General features: G+C 73.2%; 14 protein-coding genes and 1 tRNA gene. 6 read left to right on the forward strand and 9 right to left on the reverse strand.

The window, feature by feature from the left end:
* Window positions 1-154: 154 nt before the first annotated feature.
* The gene (locus tag DEI93_RS11975; RefSeq protein ID WP_111120299.1) at window positions 155-1,360 is read left to right on the forward strand and encodes an aminotransferase class I/II-fold pyridoxal phosphate-dependent enzyme; all 1,206 of its coding nucleotides are present in this window, start codon (window positions 155-157) and stop codon (window positions 1,358-1,360) included.
* Here the strand turns inward: DEI93_RS11975 and DEI93_RS11980 are convergent.
* The 4 genes from DEI93_RS11980 to DEI93_RS11995 form a co-directional block, all read right to left on the reverse strand.
* Window positions 1,347-2,153, reverse strand: a complete 807-nt coding sequence (locus tag DEI93_RS11980; RefSeq protein ID WP_111120313.1) for a carbon-nitrogen hydrolase family protein — start codon at window positions 2,151-2,153, stop codon at window positions 1,347-1,349. The two genes, DEI93_RS11975 and DEI93_RS11980, sit on opposite strands and share 14 nt — an antisense overlap.
* Before the next feature lie 146 nt (window positions 2,154-2,299).
* A tRNA-Met gene (locus tag DEI93_RS11985) sits at window positions 2,300-2,373 on the reverse strand.
* Between the two features lie 79 nt (window positions 2,374-2,452).
* A complete protein-coding gene (locus DEI93_RS11990; RefSeq protein WP_181436101.1) occupies window positions 2,453-5,503 on the reverse strand; it encodes a UPF0182 family membrane protein in 3,051 nt (1,016 codons plus the stop codon).
* 162 nt (window positions 5,504-5,665) lie between these two features.
* Window positions 5,666-6,778 (reverse strand): YlbL family protein, encoded by a 1,113-nt coding sequence (locus DEI93_RS11995; protein ID WP_111120298.1) that lies wholly within the window; start codon window positions 6,776-6,778, stop codon window positions 5,666-5,668.
* Window positions 6,779-6,913: 135 nt separating this feature from the next.
* Here DEI93_RS11995 and DEI93_RS12000 point away from each other — a divergent pair, with 135 nt between their 5' ends.
* Window positions 6,914-8,275: a zinc-dependent metalloprotease gene (locus tag DEI93_RS12000; RefSeq protein WP_111036484.1), complete on the forward strand. Its 1,362-nt coding sequence runs from the start codon at window positions 6,914-6,916 to the stop codon at window positions 8,273-8,275.
* Window positions 8,276-8,356: 81 nt separating this feature from the next.
* The gene (locus DEI93_RS12005; protein ID WP_181436100.1) at window positions 8,357-9,310 is read left to right on the forward strand and encodes a hypothetical protein; all 954 of its coding nucleotides are present in this window, start codon (window positions 8,357-8,359) and stop codon (window positions 9,308-9,310) included.
* Here the strand turns inward: DEI93_RS12005 and DEI93_RS12010 are convergent.
* Both DEI93_RS12010 and nudC read right to left on the reverse strand, forming a co-directional pair.
* Entirely contained in the window at window positions 9,201-10,916 is a 1,716-nt protein-coding gene (locus DEI93_RS12010) for an ATP-dependent helicase (protein WP_111013632.1), read from the reverse strand. The two genes, DEI93_RS12005 and DEI93_RS12010, sit on opposite strands and share 110 nt — an antisense overlap.
* Before the next feature lie 71 nt (window positions 10,917-10,987).
* A complete protein-coding gene (gene nudC, locus DEI93_RS12015) occupies window positions 10,988-11,923 on the reverse strand; it encodes an NAD(+) diphosphatase (RefSeq protein WP_111013633.1) in 936 nt (311 codons plus the stop codon).
* 147 nt (window positions 11,924-12,070) lie between these two features.
* Between nudC and DEI93_RS12020 the strand changes: the two genes are divergently transcribed.
* Entirely contained in the window at window positions 12,071-13,072 is a 1,002-nt protein-coding gene (locus DEI93_RS12020) for a phosphotransferase (protein ID WP_111120296.1), read from the forward strand.
* A 3-nt stretch (window positions 13,073-13,075) separates the two neighbouring features.
* Here the strand turns inward: DEI93_RS12020 and DEI93_RS12025 are convergent, their stop codons facing one another.
* Entirely contained in the window at window positions 13,076-16,279 is a 3,204-nt protein-coding gene (locus DEI93_RS12025; RefSeq protein WP_111120311.1) for an ATP-dependent DNA helicase, read from the reverse strand.
* Between the two features lie 83 nt (window positions 16,280-16,362).
* On the reverse strand, window positions 16,363-19,566 hold the full coding sequence (locus DEI93_RS12030) for a UrvD/REP family ATP-dependent DNA helicase (protein WP_111120295.1): 3,204 nt from the start codon (window positions 19,564-19,566) through the stop codon (window positions 16,363-16,365).
* 103 nt (window positions 19,567-19,669) lie between these two features.
* On the opposite strand from DEI93_RS12030, the gene DEI93_RS12035 reads away from it, so the two are divergent.
* Window positions 19,670-19,894 (forward strand): DUF3107 domain-containing protein, encoded by a 225-nt coding sequence (locus DEI93_RS12035; RefSeq protein ID WP_111010909.1) that lies wholly within the window; start codon window positions 19,670-19,672, stop codon window positions 19,892-19,894.
* Window positions 19,895-19,907: 13 nt separating this feature from the next.
* Window positions 19,908-20,210 carry a hypothetical protein gene (locus tag DEI93_RS12040; protein WP_111120294.1) on the forward strand — a complete coding sequence of 101 codons (303 nt, stop codon included), beginning with the start codon at window positions 19,908-19,910 and terminating at the stop codon, window positions 20,208-20,210.
* A gap of 101 nt (window positions 20,211-20,311) precedes the next feature.
* On the opposite strand, the gene DEI93_RS12045 is transcribed toward DEI93_RS12040, so the two are convergent.
* Window positions 20,312-21,025: a ferritin-like fold-containing protein gene (locus DEI93_RS12045; protein ID WP_258368670.1), complete on the reverse strand. Its 714-nt coding sequence runs from the start codon at window positions 21,023-21,025 to the stop codon at window positions 20,312-20,314.
* Window positions 21,026-21,123: the final 98 nt, after the last annotated feature.

The raw sequence follows: 21,123 nt of genomic DNA on the forward strand, positions 1-21,123 counted from the left end.
CACCCACCTGAACGGTCGTCCTGCCACCCCTGGCAGGACCCTAGGTCGAGCATAAGCACCACCTGAACGTCGTGGTCGTCACGCCCGGACACATCGGTCGCCGGGTGCGCCGCGGCCGTTAGGTTGGACCGACCAGCCCAGAGACGGGAGCAGCATGCGAACCACCGGACCCTGGCTCCGCGCCGCCGAGGGAGCGATGCTGCTCGCCCCGGACGGACGACCCGCCCCGACCGTGTTCGCCGAGATGAGCGCGCTCGCGGCGGCCACCGGCGCCATCAACCTGGGCCAGGGGTTCCCGGACCAGGACGGGCCTGCCGCGGTGGTCGAGGCCGCGGCCGCCGCCGTGCTCGCCGGGGTCAACCAGTACCCGCCGGGCCGCGGCATCCCGGACCTCCGCGCCGCCATCGCCGAGCACCAGCGGCGGTTCCACGGGATCGACCTCGACCCGGAGCGCGAGGTCCTCGTGACGGCCGGGGCCACCGAGGCGCTCGCGGCCACCCTGCTCGCCCTCGTCGACACCGGGGACGAGGTCGTCACCTTCGAGCCGTTCTACGACGCGTACGGCGCGCTCATCCGCCTCGCGGGCGGGACGCACGTCACCGTCCCCCTGGTCGCACCGGACTTCCTGCCCGACGAGGCCGCACTCCGCGCCGCGGTCACCGACCGGACCCGGGTGATCCTCGTCAACACGCCGCACAACCCCACCGGTCGGGTCCTGCCGCGCGAGGTCCTCGCGACCATCGTGGAACTCGCCGAGCGGCACGACGCGGTGATCCTCACCGACGAGGTCTACGAGCACCTCACGTTCGGCGTCCCGCACGTCCCCATCGCGACCCTGCCCGGCGCCTGGGAACGCACCGTCACGGTCTCGAGCGCCGGCAAGACCTTCAGCACCACCGGGTGGAAGATCGGCTGGTTGAGCGGCCCGGCCGCGCTCGTGGACGCGGCGCTCGCGGTCAAGCAGTTCCTCACCTTCGTGAACGGCGCGCCGTTCCAACCCGCGGTGGCGGTCGGCCTCCGGTTGCCGGACGCCGTGTTCCAGGGCGTGGCCGACGACCTGCGCGTCAAGCGCGACCTGCTGGCGGCCGGCCTCACCGCCGCCGGCTTCGACGTCATGCTGCCGGACGCCACGTACTTCGTCATCGCGGACGCGGCCCCCCTCGGCGCTCCGGACGCCCGCGCGCTCTGCCTGGACCTCCCGCGCCTCGCCGGGGTCGTCGGAGTGCCCGTGACCGCATTCGTCCGACCCGACCACGCGGCCGGCTACCGCTCCCTCGTCCGCTTCGCCTTCTGCAAGCGCCGCGAGGTGCTCGAGGAGGCCGCCGGCCGGCTCGCGGCACTCCGCGCTACCGCGGTGTGACCGCGTAACGGCGCAACGCCAGCGACGGGTTGACCGCCCGCACGCGTTCGACGGTCGCGGTCTCGATCGTCGCGGCCAGGAGGCCCGGATCCGCTCCGAGCCCGGCGACGACGACGCCCGACGGGTCGAGCACCACCGAGTGGCCGACGCCGACCGGGGGTGTCTGCCCGGCACCGACCACGTACACGGTGTTCTCGATCGCCCGAGCCGCCAGCAGTGTCCGCCAGTGGTGCTCCTTGCCCGGCCCCCGGACCCACTCCGCCGGCACGAGCAGGACGTCCGCGCCAGCGACCGCGAGCCGACGGCTGACCTCGGGGAACCGGAGGTCGTAACACGTCTCGACGCCGATCCGTACGCCGCCGCGCTCGAACACGGGCTCCTGCTCCGGATCCCCCGGCTCGATCCACTCCGACTCCCGAGCGCCGAACGCGTCGTAGAGGTGCACCTTGCGGTAGGCGAGCACGACGTGACCGTCGGGGCCGACCGCCACGACCGTGTTGCGGAACCGGTCGGCGTCCGTACCGCGTTCGCTCATGCCGGCGACGATGGTGAGGCCCGTCCTCCTCGCGTGCCGCGCGAGCCCCGAGACGAACGGGCCGTCCAGCGGCTCTGCGGCATCGACGTACGAACGGCCGAGCTCGGGCTCGAAAAACGAGCTGTACTCCGGTGCGACGAGGACGTCGGCACCACGGGCGGAGGCGCCGTCCGCCGCCGCACCGATGGTCGCCACGTTCGCGGCGACGTCAGCGACCGGCGCGAACTGGGCGACGGCGATGGTCAGGGTGGCGGGCACGGTCACGAGCGTAGACACCGGCCGGGAGGCACGCGACCCCACCGACGCGCCGTGTCTGCTCCGCCCTCGACCGGGAACGCACCAACGGGGAACACCGGAGCGGGAACGCAGAAGGCCCGGTCCTGACGGACCGGGCCTTCATCTTGTTGCGGGGGCAGGATTTGAACCTACGACCTCTGGGTTATGAGCCCAGCGAGCTACCGAACTGCTCCACCCCGCGGCACGGTTCAGAAGCCTAACACGACCGCGACGAGGACGCGAATCGGGGCCGACCGCGCACGCGAGGGCCCCGATCCGGATCACTTGCTGGACGAACTCGTCGAGCTGCTCGACCCCGTGGTCGCACCGTTCGACTCGGCCTGGAGCGCGTCCTGCACCGCCTGCTGCAGTCGCCTGTCGGCCTCGGCCGCCGCCACGAGGTCGTTGTCGGCGTAGGCCTGCTGACGGTCCTGGAGCGCTTGGCTCGCGTCCTGGAGCGCCTGCTGGAGGGCGGCGTTCGCGCTGACCGATCCCGCGCCGCTCGATCCACCGGAACCGCTCGCGCCCGAGTCGGAACCCGTGTCGCTCGAGCCGGATCCGCTGGATCCGCTGGTACCCGAACCGGTACCGCTCGAGCCCGTCGACGCGCCCTGGTCACCCGCCGCGGCACCGGAGTTCCCATCGAACAACGAGTTGAGCGCGTCGTTGAGGGTGTCCTCGAACGCGATCTTGTCCCCGAAGGCGACGAGGACCTTCTGCAGTAGTGGGTACGACGTGTTCGAGGTCGACTGCACGTACACCGGCTGGACGTACAGGAAGCCGCCGCCGATCGGCAGCGTCAGCAGGTTGCCGCGCTTGATCGTCGTGTCACCCCGCTTCAGGATGTTCAGCTCGGTGGAGACGTCGGTGTCCGCGTTGAACGACGACTGGACCTGACCCGGACCGGGCACGCTGTCGGTCTTCGGGATCGTCAGGAGCGACAGACGCCCGTACGCCTTCGAGCGCTTGCCCTTGCCGCGGCCGCCGGCGTCCGAGTCGACCGACAGGTACCCCGTGAGCACGTTCCGCGCGTTCGACCCCGACTGCTGCGGGATGTAGGTCGAGTAGAGCGTGTAGGCCGTCTGCTCCCCCGGGACCTTCATCGTGAGGTAGTACGGGTCCTGCAGGTCGGCGCTCGAGGTCGTCGTGGTGGTGCCGAGTGCGCTGGTGACCCTCGACGTGGACGAACTCGACGAGCTCGACGACGGGTCCTGCGGCGTGACCCAGGCGTCGTCACCGGAGTAGAACGAGTTCGCGTTCGTGACGTGGTAGGTCCCGAGGATGGTCCGCTGCACCTTGAACAGGTCGGTCGGGTACCGCACGTGGTCGAGCAGCTCGGCACTCATCGACGACATCGGCTGGACGGTCGCGGGGAAGATCTTCTTCCACGTCGTCAGCAGCGGGTCCTTCGCGTCCCAGGAGTACAGGGTGACCTTGCCCGTGTAGGCGTCCACCGTCGCCTTGACCGAGTTCCGGATGTAGTTCACCTGGTCGGTGTTGTACCCGGACGAGGTGGTGCCGTTGATGCTGTCCGACAGGCTCGCGCTCTGGGAGTACGGGTACGCGTCGGTCGTCGTGTAGCCGTCGACGATCCAGACGATCCGGTGGTTGACGATCGCCGGGTAGACGTCCTTGTCGAGCGTCAGGTACGGCGCGACCTTCTGCACCCGCTGGAGCGGATCGCGGTCGTACAGGATCTGCGAATCCGCGTTCACCGCGTTCGACAGCAGGATCTGCTCCGACCCGAACTTGGCCGCGTAGACGAGACGGTTGAACACGTTGCCGATGCTCGGTCCGCCGTTCGCCTGGTACGTGGTCGTCGCGTTGCTCGCCGCAGCGTCCTCGGCGCCCGAGGGGTAGTCGAGCTCGATCTTCTTCGTCCCCTTGGCCGCCCCGACGATCGAGTACGCGGGCGAGCTCTCGCCGAAGTACACGCGCGGCTGGTAGTCCCCGAGGTCGCCCGTCGAGGGGATGCCGGACTCGAGGAACACGGGCTTGCCGTCGCTCGTGCGCTGGTTGCCGTACGCGGCGACGACCCCGTACCCGTGTGTGTACACGAACGTGCGGTTGTACTGCGTCGCCGAGGAGCCGAGGCCCTCCACATCGATGTCGCGCACGGCGATCACGGTGTCCTCGGAGGTGCCGTCGATGTCGTAGCGGTCGACGTCGAGGGTGGAGGGGAACTTGTAGTACTGGCGGTACTGCTGCAGCTGGCTGAACGACTCCGACACGATCGACGGGTCGATGATGCGGATGTTCGCCGTGGTCTGCGCGTCCGACGCGAGCGCTCCGGTCTGCGTGTCGGTCCTGGCGTCGTACGAACGCTCCTTCACTCCCGCGACGTCGTACGCGGACCGGGTCGCGTCGATGTTGCGCTGGATGAACGCCGACTCGTAGCTGCGCTCGCTCGGTGCCACCTGCAGGCGCTGGACGACCCAGGGGTAGATCCCGCCGACGACGATGGCCGACACGAGCAGCAGCGCGGTGCCCACGACCGAGATCCGCCAACGGCCGATGACCGCCGTCACGACGAACAGGAGCGCGACGACGGCGGCGATGCCCGCGAGGATCTCGCGCCCGGGGATGGTCGCGTTGACCTCGGTGTACTGCGCACCCGTGATGAGCGAGTTGTCCTTCGAGAGGGTCGCGTACTGGTCGAGCCAGAGGCTGACGGCCTGCAGGGCCACGTACAGGGCCGCGGTGACGGCCAACTGGACCCGAGCGGTCCGCGAGATCCGGACCTCCCGACTGCCGAAGCGGAGCGCGCCGTACAGGTAGCTGGCGGCGACGGCGGCGAGTCCGGCGATGAGCACGACAGCGGAGGCGAAGGCGACGAGCGCACGCCAGAACGGCAGGTCGAACACGTAGAACGCGATGTCGAGGTGGAACTGGGGGTCGACGCGGCCGAACGGCGTGCGGTTGAAGTAGGCGAGCACGAGGCTCCAGCGCGGCGCGGTCGCGAGGCCGGCGAACAGTCCGAGGACCGACGGCACGCCGAACATGACGGCGCGGCGGAGCGGTTCGATGACCTGCTGGTAGCGGTCGAGTTGGGCGTTGAGCTTGGCGTAGACCGGCCGGAACCGGTAGGCGACGGCGATGCTGACGTACACCGGCACCGCCATGCCGAGGAAACCGGCGAAGAACATCGCGGTGCCGGCGAGCCACCGGGTGGTGAGGACGCGTTGGAACCCGAGCTGCGCGAACCAGAGGTAGTCGGTGTACAGGCTCGCGAAGACGAAGAACGCGATCACCAGCGCCGCCAGCACGATGATCGTGACGACGATCGGGATCCGCGGCGAGCGCCGCCGGACAGCGGACGATGTGTTCGTCACCAGGTGAGCTCCAGACGTGTCGACACGACGGCGTCGCAGCCGTCGGGACCCTGATCCTATGGGTTCGGGCTGACGATCACGCTGGGCGGAGCGCAGGCTGTGGAGCGTCGGTGGAACCGCCCGGAGCCGCCCCGGCGTGCCATGGACGGCGGCAGACCCCGGTCAGGATCCGCAGCGCGCCAGGTGGGCGGTGCTCGCGCCACTCCGGACGACGGACAGGTCGTGCACGGCCTGCCGGAGCGTCGACACCGCGTAGACGTCGAGCCCGTCGGGGACGTGTCCGGCGACCTCGTCGCAGTTGCTCTCCGGGGCCAGGAACACCGTCGCGCCCGCCGAGCGCGCACCGTAGAGCTTCTGCCGGATCCCACCGATGGCACCGACGTCGCCGTCGACGTCGATCGTGCCCGTCCCGGCCACGTGGGCTCCGCCGTTGAGGTGCCCGGGCGTCAGCTTGTCGATGGTCCCGAGCGCGAACATCATGCCGGCGCTCGGGCCACCGACGTCCTGCAGGCGGATCTTCACCGAGAACGGGAAGTCGTAGTGCTGGCTGACGCCGATGCCCAGGAGCACCGCACCGTCGGAGGCCTTCGGTGCGATCGAAACGGTCCGGGTGGCGCCGTCGCGACGGACCACGAGGGTGGCGGCCGTCCCGGCGCCGTTCGCGGTCACGCGCGCGCGGAGGGTGCTGGCGTCGCTGTCGTGCGTCAACGACCTCCCGTTGATCGACTCGATGACGTCGCCCTCGCGCAGGACGCCATCGGCCGCCGACCCGGGTTCGACCGCCGAGACGGTGAGCGTGGAGCCGACCGTGAACCCCTGGTGGACGAGGGCCGCCGCGACCGCCGCCTGCTGGGAGTCCGCCATGTCGGCGGCGTCCTGCTTGTTCACCTGCTCCGTGGTCTCGCCGGTCGGGTAGATCGCCTCGGCGGGGACGACGGCCTCGGACTTCGTGAACAGCGCGCGGATGACGCTGAGCCACGACGGGCGTTCGGTCTGGGTGCCCTCGACGCTCACGGTGAGCATGTCGAGCGCGCCCGCCGTGGGGTAGGTGGGGTGTCCCGACACCTGGATGAGCTGCACCCGCTTCGGCTTCGCCGCGGTGCCCTGCTGCTGCGTGCCGATGGTGTTGAACACCGGGCCCGGCAGTTCGATGACGTACGGGCTCGGCAGCACGGTGGCGAGGAGGGCGAGGACGACCGCGGCGACGACGAGCACCCAGCCGACGGTGCGAGCGCGGGAACGCGGGCGGGCAGGAGCCGGGGCGAAGAGGGTCAACGAGGTCCTTCCGACGGGCCGGTGCTCCGCGCGTCCCGGTCACGGGAGCGCGTGTTCGCCCACGGCGCAGCGCGAACGGGCGTCCGAGGGGCACGTCCCAGGTCCGGGTGCAGGGCAGCGGTTAGCGTAGTGCGCATGGCTGATGATCCGCAGCGGCAACCGGACGACGAGTTCCAGGAGATGCTGCGCCGCCTCCTCTCCGGCGGTGCCGACATCGATCCGTCCCAGCTCGCAGGCGCCGCGGGGCTCCCGAACGACCCGGCCTTCGTCGCCCGGCTGATGGGGCAGTTGCAGGACGCGGTCCGCGGCGGCGGCGACGGCATCGACTTCTCGGCTGCCACGGAGCGCGCGGTCGCGATTGCTCGCGAGGGCGGCCAGGGCGTCGACCCGGCGACGAGCGCCGCGCTGACGCAGGCGTTCCAGGTCGCCGCACTGTGGCTGGACGACGTCACCTCGGTCGCCGAGCTCACCGCGGCGCCGCGCCTCATGACACGCGAGCAGTGGGCGTCCGCGACGATGCCGGTCTGGAGCCAGATCGCCGAGCCCGTCGCGACGAGCATCGCCGACGCCCTCACCGAGGTCATCGACCAGCAGGCGCCCGAGGAGCTCCGGAGCATGCTCAGCGGTGCCGGTCGCATCATGCGGAGCGTCGGCGGCGCCCTGTTCGCGGTGCAGCTCGGACAGGTCGTCGGGCAGCTCGCGACCGAGGTCGTGTCCGGCGGCGACGTCGGGGTCCCGCTCCTCGACGACCAGCAGGCCGCCCTGGTGCCGCAGAACGTCGCCGCCTTCGCCGAGGGCCTCGACGTCCCCGTCGACGAGGTCCGGATCTACCTGGCGGTCCGCGAGCTCGCGCACGCGCGCCTGTTCCGCTCGGCGCGGTGGCTGCGCCTCCACCTCATCTCCTCGATCACCGAGTTCGCACGTGGCATCCACGTCGACACCTCCGCGATCGAGGAACTCGCGAGCGGCTTCGACCCCTCGAACGCCGAGGAGCTGCGCGACGCCCTGTCGAGCGGCGCCCTCATCCCCCCGCGGACGCCCGAGCAGGACCAGGCGCTCGCGCGACTCGAGACCATGCTCGCGCTGATCGAGGGCTGGGTCGACGTCGTGACCGCGGCGGCGACCACGCGCCTGCCCCGGTCGGCCGCCATCGCCGAGATGGTGCGTCGACGTCGCGCCGCGGGCGGTCCCGCGGAGTCCGCGTTCGCCACGCTGGTCGGTCTCGAACTCCGGCCGCGGCGGCTACGCGAGGCCGCGGCGATGTGGCAGCGGGTCGTCGACGAGCTGGGCCCGGAGCAGCGCGACGCGCTCTGGTCGCACCCGGACCTCGTCCCGACGTCCGCGGACATCGACGACCCCGACGCGCTCGTCGCGCGGCTGCGGGACCCGGGCACGGCCTCCGACGACATCGACCGCGCGCTCGAGGACCTGCTCAACGACACGACGGACGACCGTCCGCACGAGTCGCCGGACGGCACGGCGCGCGACGACGACTAGCGCTCGTCCACAGGTCCCGGTTCTCCACAACTGCCGGGAGGTCCGGGAACCGTCCGCCCCGGACCGGCGAGACTGCCGGACATGGGCATCCGCATCGATCCGTCGCTCGAGTTCGTCTGGCGCGACCTGCACACGGTGCAGATCGGGGTGGATCCGCCACGGGCTGTGGTCCCCGTCGCCTCTGTGGCGGAGGAGCGCTTCCTGACGTCCCTCCGGCGTGAGACGAGCCGTGAGGCCCTCCCCGCTCTCGCCGCCCAGGCCCGGTGCGGCCCGGCAGCGGCGGCCGGCGTGCTCGCGGCGGTCGCGCCCGTGCTGGTCGACCGGCCGGTCGCACGCCGACGGTGCGTCGAACTCCACGGATCCGGGCCGGTCGTCGACCTGCTGCAGGGGCACCTGCGCGGCGAGGGCGTGACGGTGGCCCAGCCCGATCCTCCAGCGGGGGAACCGCATGGACCGGCGACCCCGGAGGCCGACCTGGCTCTGGCGGTCGCGGACCACGTCCTCGATCCCGCCCTGCGGTCGGCGTGGCTGCTCCGCGACCTCCCGCAGCTCACCGTCGTCGTCGGCGACGGGCGCGTCCGGGTCGGCCCCGTCGTCGAGCCGGACCGCGGTCCGTGCCTGCACTGCGTCGAGCTCGCGCGGGTGGACGAGGACGATCACTGGCCCACGCTCGCGACACAACTGTGGGGGCGACGCGCCGCGCCGCTGTCACCCCACCGCGCGGCAGCGGTGGCCGCGATCGCGTGCCGCCTGGCGCTCGACCGGCTGGGCACCGGGACGGGCGCCGGACCGATCACGACCTCGGTCACCGACGGCGAGGGCGTCGGCGACGGCGACGGCGACGGCGACGCGTCCGCTGACCGGGACGCCACCACCGGTCACGCGGCTGGCGTGCAGGTGTTCGTCGACCGCGAGACGCTCGCGGTCACGAGCCGGACGCTGCTGCCGCATCCACGGTGCGCGTGCCGAGCGCTGCCAGGAAACGACTCGGCTGACGGTCTCCTCCGCGCCCCGATCCCCGCCGCGCCCACGTGACCGTCAGCGAGGCCCGCGCCCGCGTGACCCCGACGTAGAACAGGCGGCGCTCCTCGTCGACCTCGGCGTCCGTCGTCGCGTACGAGATCGGCAAGAGGCCCTCCGACGCCCCGACGATCGTCACGTGCGGCCACTCGAGCCCCTTCGCCGAGTGGAGGGTGGAGAGCGTGACGGCCTCGACCTCGGGCTCGTGATGGGTCGCCTCGCGGTCGACGAGGTCCGCCGCGAAGCGCTGGAGGGTGGTGCCGGGCGCGGCCTGCTCAGCGAGGCCCATGATCGCCTGGAGCGCCTCCCACCGGTCGCGCACCGCACCCGCACCGGCGGCATCGGGCGGCGACGCGGCCCAGCCGAGGGACCGCAGGACGTCGGACACGGTCTTCGTCACCGGCTCGTCCGTGATGCTCATCGCCGCACCCCGGAGGAGCAGCACGGCCTGGCGCACCTCGGGCCGGTCGAAGAACCGTGGGCCGCCCTGCACGCGCGTCGGGACACCCGCGCGCCCGAGTGCCGCCTCGAGCGCCGCGGACTGCGCTCCGATGCGGAACAGCACGGCGCACTCCGACGGCCGCGCCCCGCCGGCGATGCGATCGGCGACGCGGCGGGCGACCTCGCGCGCCTCGGCCGCGTCGTCGGCGACGGGGACGACCTCCGGTGGGTGCCCCGGCTCGTCCGTGCGGGCCTCCAGGTCGAGCGCCCCCGGCTGCCCGCGCATGAGCGTGTTCGCGACGTGGACGACCTCGGTCGTCGACCGGTAGTTCCGCTCGAGGCGGACGACCGAGGCGCGGGGGAAGTCGGTGCCGAAACCGAGGAGGTACCGGCTCGACGCACCCGCGAACGAGTAGATCGTCTGCGAGGCGTCCCCGACGACGCACACGTCGTCGCGGTCACCGAGCCACGCTCGGAGCAGGTCGTGCTGCACCGGGGAGACGTCCTGGTACTCGTCGACGACGAAGAAGCGGTACTGCTGCCGGACGTACGACGCGACCCGCGGTTCCGACTCGACCATGCCGAGCGTCGCGAGCAGGACGTCCTCGAAGTCGAGCTGCCGACGATCGTCCTTGAGGTCCTCGTACGCACGCATGAGGTCGACGACCCGGCGCGGCGTCGTCCCGGTCGGGATCGCGCGGTCGGCCGCGGCGGCCTCGTACTCCTCGAGCGTCAGGCGTTGCACCTTCCGCCACTCGACCTCGGCGGCCAGGTCGCGGAGGGCAGCGGTGTCCACACCCATGCCGATCGTGTCGGCCGCGTGCGCGATGAGGCGGCCCTTCGACTCGACGATGCGCGGCGCCGGACCCCCGATGGTGTCGGGCCAGAAGTAGCTCAGCTGGGACATGGCGGCCGCGTGGAAGGTGCGGGCCGCGACCTGACCGGCGCCGAGTGCTCGGAGGCGCGCGCGGAGCTCGCCGGCCGCGCGGGTCGTGAAGGTCAGCGCGAGCACGTGGCTCGGCGCGTACGTCCCCGTCGCCACGCCGTACGCGATGCGGTGTGTGATCGCACGGGTCTTGCCGGTCCCGGCACCCGCCAGGACGGCCACCGGTCCGAGCAGGCGCCGTGCGACGGTCCGTTGCTCCGGGTCGAGCGCCTCGAGCAGGCGTTCGGGGTCCATGGGCGATCTCCCCTCTCGTGCGGTTCGGTCCGGCTCGTCAGCGGGACGCCGGGACGCCGGGCCGATCGACGTCAGGGGACGTCGAGTTCGGCTCCGTACCAGTCCTCGATGATGGCGCGAGCGATCGAGGTCCGACCGGGCAGGTGGACCGAGCGTCCGGCGACCGCCGCGAGGTCCGCACGCGAGAACCAGCGGACGTCCATGATCTCGACACCGTCGGGCCGGATCGTCGAGGCGTCCCCGCCCACGGCGCGAGCGCGGAACCCGAGCATGAGCGACGCGGGGAACGGCCACGGCTGGGATCCGAGGTAGACCGGGTCCTCCACGTGGACGCCCGACTCCTCGAAGACCTCGCGGCGCACGGCGTCCTCGAGGCTCTCGCCCGGTTCGACGAAGCCCGCGAGGAGCGAGTACCGGCCGGGCTCCCAGGCGGCGTTCGAGCCGAGCAGCAGGCGGTCCTCGCCGTCGGTGACCCCCACGATGATCGCCGGGTCCGTCCGGGGGAAGTGCTCATGGCCCTCCGGGTCGCGCCGCACCCACCCGCCACGCTCGGTCGTCGTGGCGCTGCCGGTCCTCGGCGAGAACCCGTGCACCGCGTGCCAGTTCGCCATGGCCACGGCCTCGACCGCGATGCCGGAGTCACGGGCCGAGAGCTCGGTGCCGAACATCCGGAGGTTCTCCCACGCCGTGTCGTCCGGCTCGATCGCGGTGGCAGTGGCGTCGTCGACGAAGGCCGCGACGAACCGCGTACCGCGCGGTGCGTCCGGGGCGTCCGCGAGCGCGCGCCCCAGGTACAGCAGCGTGGTGCCCTCGGGGATCGCGGCCGCGTCGACGAACCGCAGGACACCGTCCGGCTCCCGCAGCAACGCGGCGCGGCGGACGGGCAGGAACCGCGTCTCGCGGTCGGCTCGGAGCAGCCGCTCGAGGTCCGGTGTCTCCCGGTACTCGCCGTCGCGGTCGAGCTCGTTCCGGGCGAGCGGCAGACGATCGACGAACTCCTGCGACACGATGCGGTCCTCTCTGCGATGCGCCCGGGCGGACGCCGAGACGGTGGGACGCCAGGCGGGACCGCCGCGTCGAGTGCGCGGCGATGATCGTCCGGGAGACAGCGTGGCGTCGGTTCGACACCAGGGCACCGACCTACCCTTGAGGACATGGCGGGTTCCCACTTCACTCTAGCGGCGTTGGCCACCACGGCCGTTCCGGGGCTCGTGGTCACCGGCACCCGGACGCTCGGTTCCGCGCAGGCCGGGGACTACGACTCGGCGGTCCTCCGTGACGCCGAGGGCGAGCAGCTCGTCATCCGACGTCCACGCAGCCAGCGAGCCGAGGGGCGTCAGTCGGCCGACCTCGTCGCCATCCGTGCGCTGAGCACCGGGATCCGGACGCGCCTCCCGTTCGCGGTGCCGGAGTACCGCGGACAGGCACCCATCGGCCAGACCCGTGCGATCGTGACCACCTACGTGGACGGCACGCACGTCGACCTCGGCGCGCTCGTCGAGCGACCCGATCTGGCGACCGCGCTGGGCGGCGCGATCGCCGCGGTCCACGCGCTCCCCACGAGCTTCGTGACGGACGCGGGACTGCCGTCGCTGACACCGTTCGAGATCCTCCGCTCGGCGGTGTCGGTGATGGACCGGGCCGTCGCCACCGGGCTCGTGCCGGCGGCGCTCACGGAACGGTGGGAGGGCGCCGCGCGCGACCAACAGCTGTGGCAGTTCACCCCGACGGTGGTGCACGGCGGTCTCGCCGCGGATCGGGTGCTCGTCGTGGGCGACCACGTCAGCGGCGTCCTCGGCTGGGGCGAGCTCCGGCTGGGCGACCCGGCACGAGATCTCGCCTGGGTCCTCAGCGCACGGAACGCGTCCGCCTTCGAGACGGTCATGCACGCCTACACGGCCGGCGGCGGCGCCCGGGACCGGCAGGTGCCGCAACGGGCGCGGCTCTACCACGAGCTCGAGACCGCCCAGTGGCTCCTGCACGGCGTCCAGGTGAAGAGCACCGAGGTCGTGGACGACGCGGTCGCGATGATGCACCGCCTCGTCGACGTGGTGCACTCGCCCCTCGCCCAGCCGCTCCAGGCCGCGTCGCCGGAGACGATGGAGATCACCGAGGTGGAGCAGCTGCTGTCGTCGACGGAGCGTCGGCACGCCTGACGATCAGCCGATCGCACGCACCCACGCGCGCTCCAGACCGGCTCGGTCGAGCAGTTCCGCTGGACGCACCTCGAGGTCGTCCGCGACGAAGTAGAAGACCGCGTCGACGTCCTCGACCGGCCGTCCGGTGAACTCCGCGTACGCCACGCGGTAGAGCGCGAGTTGGAGCTGCCGCCGCTCCAGGTCCTCGGCCCCGGACGGCGCGCGCCCCGTCTTCCAGTCGACGATCTCGATCCGCCCGTCGATCTCGTACACGGCGTCGAGCTTGCACACGACGCTGTGCCCCAGGAACGGGATGTGGATCTCGCGCTCCACCTCGACCGGGGTGCGGTCGGCCCAGCGGGACCGTGCGAACGTGGCCTGGAACTCGGCGAGCCGCCGGGCGTCGTCGTCGGACGGGGCAGCGGCCGTGCCGCCGTGCTCGTCGACGTCGGCGTCGAGCTCGCCGTCCCAGGCGTCGAGGGTCTCGAGCGACCCCGACGGCCGGGCCCGGCGCTCGACCCACTGGTGGAACAGGGTCCCGAGGCGGGTCGCCCGGTAGGGCCGCTCCGGCATCGGGCGACGGAGCCGCTCCGCGACCGCGGCGGGTTCGGTCAGGTAGTCCTTGAACCCCGAGGCCGGGATCCGGTGGGGCACGGTCACGACGTGACGGTCGCGGTGAGCGGCGCGTCGCTCGGCGAGCAGGAGGTCGAGGTCGGCCGCGTACCGTCCGGCGGCACCCGGGTGCGCTGCCCGCACCCGGTCGGCGGCCGCCAGGACACGCGCGCCCCGTTCGCCGAACGGCAGGTGGGGCCACGGCATGGTCGCGCCGGAGTCGGCGAGCGGGTTCTCGTCGAACTCGGTCCCCGCCGGGATCGCCTCCGGATCCACGACACCGGCGGCGACGAGGTCGGCGAGGTAGCGACTCGGCTCCGTCGGGCGCACGCCGGTCCCCCAGTACGAGCCGGTCACGAGCAGCGCCTGCCGTGCGCGGGTGAGCGCCACGTAGGTGAGCCGGCGCTCCTCGTCGAGGTTGCTGCGCCCGACGGCCTCCTTGAAGGTCGCGATCGCGTCCGCGACCGCCTTCTGGGTCTCGGCACCCCGCCAGGCGAGATGCGGGAGCTCGTCGGCGTCGCCGCGGAACTCGTACGGCAGCCGCCCGAAGCCGAGCCAGCCGGTCGAGCCCTCCTGCGGACGGGCCGGCAGCGCGCCCTCCACCATCCGCGGGACCGCGACGGCGTCCCACTCGAGCCCCTTCGCCCCGTGGATGGTCAGGATCTGGACGGTGCCGGGTTCCGGCTCCTCGCTCCGCGGCCCCATGTCGTCGCGGCGCGCGGCCGCGTCGAGCCAGCCGATGAACGAGCCGAGATCGGCTCGGTCGTCCGTCGCCACGAACCCGGCGAGTTCGTCGAGGAAGGCGTCGAGGTGGTCGGACGCGCCCTGCTCGTGCGCCGCGACCTCGACGTCGAGCCGCATCTCATGCACCACGAGCGTGACGAAGTCGACCAGGTCACCGCCGGCGCGGGCGCGGAGCGCCGCGAGGGCGGCACCGAGCGCCCGCATCCGGAGTCGCCCCTCGGCGCTGATGTCGGCGGTCGCCCCGTGCTCGTCGGGTGCGGTCGCGACGAAGTCGAGGGCGTCGACGAGCGACCCGTGCTCGCCGGCCGCGACCGAGCCCCGGAACGCGTCCGCGACCGCGGGGTCGAGACGCGCGTGCGTGTGGTCGCGCTCGAACAGCCACCGGCCGACGCGCTGCAGGGCGACGACGTCGGCGGGACCGATGCGCCAGCGTGCGCCCGTGAGCAGGCGGATGAGCTCGTTGCCGGCGGACGGGTCGTGCAGCACCCGCAGGCAGGCCACGAGGTCGACGATCTCCGGCCGCTGGAGCAGGCCGCCGGTGCCGAGCACGCGGTAGGGCACCTTGCGGTGACCCAACGCCGCGGTGAAGGCCGCGAGGTCCTTCCGGGCCCGGAGCAGCAGTGCCATCGACGTGCCGGGTCGCGCCGCCCGGCGGGCGGCGAACCAGTCAGCGACCGCAGCGGCTTCCTCCGGCAGGGTCTCGGGGAACCGTGCCTCGACCGTCCCGACCTCCGCACCCGGTCGGGGGCTGAGTTCCTCGACGCGGACGCGCGCGGCCTCGGTGAGCGGCGCCACGAGGGCGTTCGCCCCGACGAGCACCGACACGGGGTTGCGCCAGCTCGTCGAGAGCGCGTACGTCCTGGGCGACGGGTCGTCCGCGCCGAAGTCCCGGGGGAACCGTGCGAGGTTGGCCGCGCTCGCCCCGCGGAACCCGTAGATGGACTGGTGCGGGTCACCCACGGCCATGACGGGGTGCCCGCGGAACAGCCGCGCGAGGAACCGCGTCTGGACGACCGACGTGTCCTGGTACTCGTCCAGGAGCACGACCCGGTAGCGGGCGCGCAGGTCGTCCGCGACGCGCGGTGCCGCCTCGGCCGCGGCGAGGGCGAGGGCGATCTGGTCGGAGAACTCGACGAAGCCCCGCTCGGTCTTCTGGCGTCGGAACGTCTCGACCAGGTCCACCAGCGGCGCGAGTCCGCCGACGGCCGGCACCGTCCCGACCAGCGCGGCCGACGGCTTGCCCCGGGTGGCGGGGAGCTCGAGCAGCGCGGTGAACTGCTCCGCGAAGCGACGGAGCCGGTCCGGGTCGACCAGGTGCTCGCTCATCGCGCCGTTGAGGGCGACGAGCGCCGCGGTGACGGTGTCGACGTTCCGGCCCAGACCCGCCAGGCGGTCGTCCTGCGCGGCGACCACGACGCGTCGCGCGAGCTGCCAGGCCGACGGCTCCGTGAGGACCTGCGACTCGCCGTCACGCCCGACGAGCAGGGCGTTCTCGCGGAACACCGCGTTCGCGAAGGCGTTGTAGGTGGAGACCGTCGGGGCCTCGAAGGCGTCGGCGGGCTCGATCAGCCCGGCGCCCTCGAGCGCGGCGATCCGGTCGTTGATCCGCACGCCGAGCTCACCGGCGGCCTTGCGGGTGAAGGTCAGGCCGAGCACCTCGTCCGGGCGCACCGCGCCGTTCGCGAGCAGCCACACGACCCGGGAGGCCATGGTCTCGGTCTTCCCGCTCCCCGCGCCCGCCACGACGAGCGCCGGCGCGAGCGGCGACTCGATCACGGCGCGCTGCTGGTCGGTGGGGCGAGGCCGCCCGAGGGCGTCGGCGATCGCGTCCGCCGAGTACCGGGCCGCAGGGCGGGCTGCCGCGTGCATCGCAGCCGACGGGACCGCCGCCTCCGCCGATGCCGTCGGCGCGACCTCGGCGTGCCGGTCCTGCTCCGCGGTGGGGACGCCGTTCACCAGGTGACCTCCCCGACGACGTGGATCCGGCACTCGACACCGGTCCGGGCGCGCTCGCAGTGGTCGTCGACGTGGGCGACGAACACCCGCCCCGCCATGCCCTCGGCGACCGTGTGCAGGCGCTCCCGGTAGGACGCGCGGGCATCGTCGTCGAACGCGGGCTGGATCCGTTCCGTGAACGCGTGCCCACCCTGCCCGCTCGCGACGAACACGAGCCGTGCGTCCGACACGGGGACGTCGGCCGGGAGGCCCTCCACCGCCCCGTCGGCGAGCGCGAGCTGGTACGCACCCAGCTGTGCGTGCTCCGGCATGGCGGACTTGCCCGGCATCGTCGTCCCCGTCTTCAGGTCGACGACGCTGACGGTGCCGTCGGGCGCTTCCTCGATCCGGTCGATGCTGCCGCGGAGGCGAGCGGGGCCGGTCACCAGCACGAACGACGCCTCGGCACCGAGGACGCGACGGCCGGCGGCGGCAGCGGTGCGGAGGTAGTCGCTGAGACCCTCGATCATCCGCCGCGTCCGAGCGCGTTCCCGCTCGGCGATCCAGTCGGACTCGAACACGAGCTCGGACCACCGGTCCTCGACGCTGCGCCAGAGCGACTCGACGTCGACGTCGGTCGCGTGCTCCATGGCGTCGTGGACGATCGTCCCGATGCCCATGGCCGGGCTCGGTGCGCCACCGCCGAAGGACTGGGCGAACCAGTGCAGCGGGCACTCCTCGAAGGTCCCGATGCGCGACGGCGACACGGCGACGGTCGGGGGCACGGCCTCCCCGCCGTCCTCCGGCACCACCGGTTCCGCCGTCAGGTCGACGAGGGGTCGGTCGGTGCTCGGCTCGGCTATGCCGTACCACTCGTCCGGATCGGCCCCGGGGACGCCCTCCGCCGCCAGGCGTGCCAGGGCCGATGCGGCTTCCGGATCGCCGGTGGTCACGACCCGTCGGCGCAGGGACCCGGCCATGCCCCGGAGCGAGAGCGGGTGGGGGTTCGGCGTGCGGTCGGGTGGCACCGGGACGAGCCGGAGGAAGGGGCTCGGAGCCTCGTCGTCGTTGGCGATGCTGCCGAGCACCACCTGTGTCGTCGCGCGGGACACCGCCCTGGCGAACAGCCGCAGCTCGTCGGCGACCACGGCGGCGCGCTCGTCGGTCGGTGTGCGCTCGATCCCGGCGGCGGCCCGGACGAGGCCGTCGGGGTCGAGCAGGCTGCCACGGACGCGGGTGTTCGGCCACACGCCGTCCTGGAGTCCGAGCACCACCACGACGTCGCACTCCACCCCGATGGTCGCGAGCGGCGTCACCACGCGGACCCGGCCGGCGGTCCGGTCGGGTCCGATCGTGTCCTCGGGCAGGTCGGCGCCGAGCAGGTCGTCCACGAACACACGCGCCGGGGCGTCCGGTGTGCGTTCGACGAACCGCTTCGCCGCCGTGAACAGACCGACCACCGCGTCGAGATGCCGGTCCGCCTCGGCCGCGCCGACACCGCCGGCGGCCGACTGCCCGCCCCACGTGCGGGCGAGTCCGCTGCGCTCCCACAGCCCCCAGAGCAGTTCCTCGATGCTGGCGCCCCCGGCGGCATCGCGGCGCGCCCGCTCGAGGCTCGCCGCGAGGCGTCCGGCTCGGCGCGCGAAGCCCGCGTCGATCGTCGTGAAGCGGTCCGGGCCGGAGAGCGCCTCGACCAGCAGGTCGTCCGCCGGGCGCGTGCCCCCGGCGGCGAGCTCCTCGCGGCGCAGGGCGAGCCGCAGCCGCCGTACCGCGAGGGCGTCGAGGCCGCCCAGCGGCCCGGACACGAACGCGGTGGCCAGGGCGGGGTCGAGCGCGCGGACCCCGAGGGCGACCGCCGCCGCGTCGATGAGCGCCCGAGCGGCGACGTCGTCCCGCGGGCGCGCCGGAGCACTCGCGGCGGTGGCGGGGACCTCGGCAACGGCCAGGGCGCGGACGAGGTCCGGCACGGCTGCCCCGCTCCGCGTGACGACGACCATGCGCTCCCACGGCACGCCGTCGAACAGGTGGTGTTCCCGCAACCGACGGGCGACGGCGGCCACGAGGCCGGCGCGGCTCGGGGCCTCCAGGTGCACCACGGCGTCGGCCCGGTCGTCCGCAGCCGCGGCGGCCGCCACCCGCTGCCGCCCCGCGGCCGCCGCACCGATCCGGGCGGTGACGGCGCTCACGAGCGCCCGGATCGCGGGCGGGTGTCGGTGGACGGTGTCGAGCACGACCTCGTGCACGGCCGGCACGCCGAGCCGGACCGCCAGGCGACCGAGCACGTCAGGCTCGGCGCCGCGGAACGCGCTCGAGGCGATGTCCGGATCGCCGAAGGCGACGATCCGCACGCCCTGTCGGGCGAGCGCACCGAGGAACGCGACCTCGCCCTCCACGAGTTCCTGGGCGTCGTCGACGAGGACGTGGCGGAGCGCGGCGACCGCGGGCGGCACCTCGCCCCGCGCCACGGCCGCGGTGGCGAACGCCACGAGTTCCGCCGCGTCGAGCGCGGTCTCGCGGTACGCCGTGACCGCCGCGCGGTACTCGTCGACGAGGTCCCCGACGGCCGCCCACTCCGGGCGCCCGTGGTCGCCTGCGAGCTCGCGCATGTCGTCGGGCTCGATCCCGGCGGCGACCGTGCGCATCATGACGTCGCGCAGCGCGGTCCGGAAGCCGGCACGTTCGCGGACGGCAGGGGTGATCGGATCGGGCCAGGCCGGGCCGGTGCCGTCGACGGCGTGCCCGGCGATGAGGTCGGCGAGGACCGCGTCCTGTTCCCCACCGGTCAGCAACGTCGGGGCCTCCTGCCCGACGAGCGCTGCGGCGTGCGTGACGACCTGGAAGGCGAGCGAGTTCACGGTCCGGGCGAGCGCGCCGGGCACCACGCGGTCCGCGGCCGCCGCCAGGCGGTCCCGCAGCGCGGTGGCGGCCGGACGCGACGACGTCAGGGTCAGGACGCTCGTGTACCCGTCGGCGCTGACGCCCCCGGGCTCGGACAGCAGGTGGGCGACGAGCTGCGCGAGCACCGTGGTCTTGCCCGTGCCCGGCGCACCGATCACGGCGGCGCACGTGTCGTGCGGCAGCGCGAGCACGGACCGCTGCGCGGGGTCCAGGAGGACCGGGGCGACGACCACCGCGGCACCCGCCCGCCCGCGGCCGGTCAGCCCGGCGTCGCGCAGGACGGCACGGCGGGGCGCACTGGTCGTCGAGGTCGCGGTCGGCACGCCGTCACGCTACCGAGGGCCGCCGACACCACCGGGACGGCGCGCATGTGCGCTGTGGGTGAACGCCGGAGCCCGCCCCTGGGCCCTCGGATACGCTGTGCTCGTGGACATCAAGATCGGCATCACCAACAGCCCGCGTGAGATCGCCTTCGAGACCAAGCAGACGGCCGCCGACATCGAGCAGGCCGTGTCGGCCGCGCTCTCCTCGGGCGCCACGCACCTGTCGCTCCAGGACGACAAGGGCCGACGGTTCATCGTCCCGGTCGCGTCCCTCGCGTACGTCGAGGTCGGCTCCGAGGAGTCGCGCCGCATCGGTTTCGTCGCCTGACCCCTCGGTCCACATGGAACTCCTCTTCGCCGTGCTCGGCGGGATCCTGACCGGCCTGTTCGCGCAGATCGTCGTGCCGTGGCACGTGACGCGGGGCGTGTTCCTCGCCCCCGCCGTGGGCGGGGCCGTCGCGGCCGTGCTGTGGGAGGCCCTCACCTGGGCCGGGTGGTCGTACGGCCAACCCTGGATCTGGGTGGTCACGCTCGTGGTCGCCGGCGTCGTCGCGCTGGCGACGGCGTGGTCGGTCGGGCGCCGGCGGGAGCGCGCGGACGCCGCGTTCTTCGAGCGCCTCCGCACCGTCGGTACCGCTTCCTGACGCATCCGCCGGGAGGCCCGGTCGGCCGGGAGCACCACGGTCCGGAGCGGAGACCCGGACCGGGTCCGGGATCCGCACCGGGTCCGGTCACCCGGTTCGGCTCAGGCGGTCAACCCGAGGGCGTCCATCCGCCGGGTGTGGGCCGCGATGAGCTCGGTGAACACCGGCTCGAGGCGCTCCTCGTCCTCACGGGCGTGCGAGGCGAGCGCCGACCGCGCCACGAGCAGCGTGTCACCGACGAGGCGCCGCCCCCACATGGCGAGGCGCGAGGCCACGAGCGGGTCGCGGGCGATGTCCGCCGTCAGTTCTTCGACGACCGCGGGCTCCTCGCGCGCGTCGAACACCCCACGCAAGCGGTTCCGGACGTCCGTCGGCAGCGACCGGGCGAGGTTCGCGAACAGGTCGTTGAGGATCCCGGCCGTCACGTAACCGGTGAGGATCGACTCCGCCCAGTCCGCACCGGCCGTCCGTCTGAGGAACGCGTCGATGGCCTCGCGGTGGGGCTCCATGAGTTCCGCCGGCTCGTGTCCGGACCGTTCGATCTCGGCCACGATGGCGCGGTGCCGATCGAGCGCGGTCGTGGCGAGCACGCCCGTGACGAGGCGCCCCGACATGGTCGGCGCCGAGGCACCGGCGCGCCCCATGGCCTCGTACAACGACAGCTGCAGGTACGCGGCCTGGCCCAGGTAGACGGTCAGTTCGGGCGAGACGTCGTCGAGTTGGAGCCGCTCGACGGACGCGGCCGCGCGGGGGTTCCGCGACGCCAGCCAGCTCGCCGCGAGACGCGCGCGTCTCCGGTTCCACCACGACACCACCGGACCAGCATAGGGGCCGCGCGCGTGCCCCATCCCCAGTCCGCCAGCGTCCCGAACTGCGGAAATGCGCAGAACGGTAGACTGAGCGGACTCCCCGA

Source organism: Curtobacterium sp. MCBD17_035, assembly GCF_003234815.2.
GTDB lineage: Bacteria > Actinomycetota > Actinomycetes > Actinomycetales > Microbacteriaceae > Curtobacterium.

Coding starts and splice junctions, on each gene's coding strand:
- DEI93_RS11975 (WP_111120299.1), top strand. CDS start 155: ATGCGAACCACCGGACCCTGGCTCCGCGCCGCCGAGGGAGCGATGCTG.
- DEI93_RS12000 (WP_111036484.1), top strand. CDS start 6,914: ATGGCTGATGATCCGCAGCGGCAACCGGACGACGAGTTCCAGGAGATG.
- DEI93_RS12005 (WP_181436100.1), top strand. CDS start 8,357: ATGGGCATCCGCATCGATCCGTCGCTCGAGTTCGTCTGGCGCGACCTG.
- DEI93_RS12010 (WP_111013632.1), bottom strand. CDS start 10,916: ATGGACCCCGAACGCCTGCTCGAGGCGCTCGACCCGGAGCAACGGACC.
- DEI93_RS12020 (WP_111120296.1), top strand. CDS start 12,071: ATGGCGGGTTCCCACTTCACTCTAGCGGCGTTGGCCACCACGGCCGTT.
- DEI93_RS12025 (WP_111120311.1), bottom strand. CDS start 16,279: ATGCACGCGGCAGCCCGCCCTGCGGCCCGGTACTCGGCGGACGCGATC.
- DEI93_RS12040 (WP_111120294.1), top strand. CDS start 19,908: ATGGAACTCCTCTTCGCCGTGCTCGGCGGGATCCTGACCGGCCTGTTC.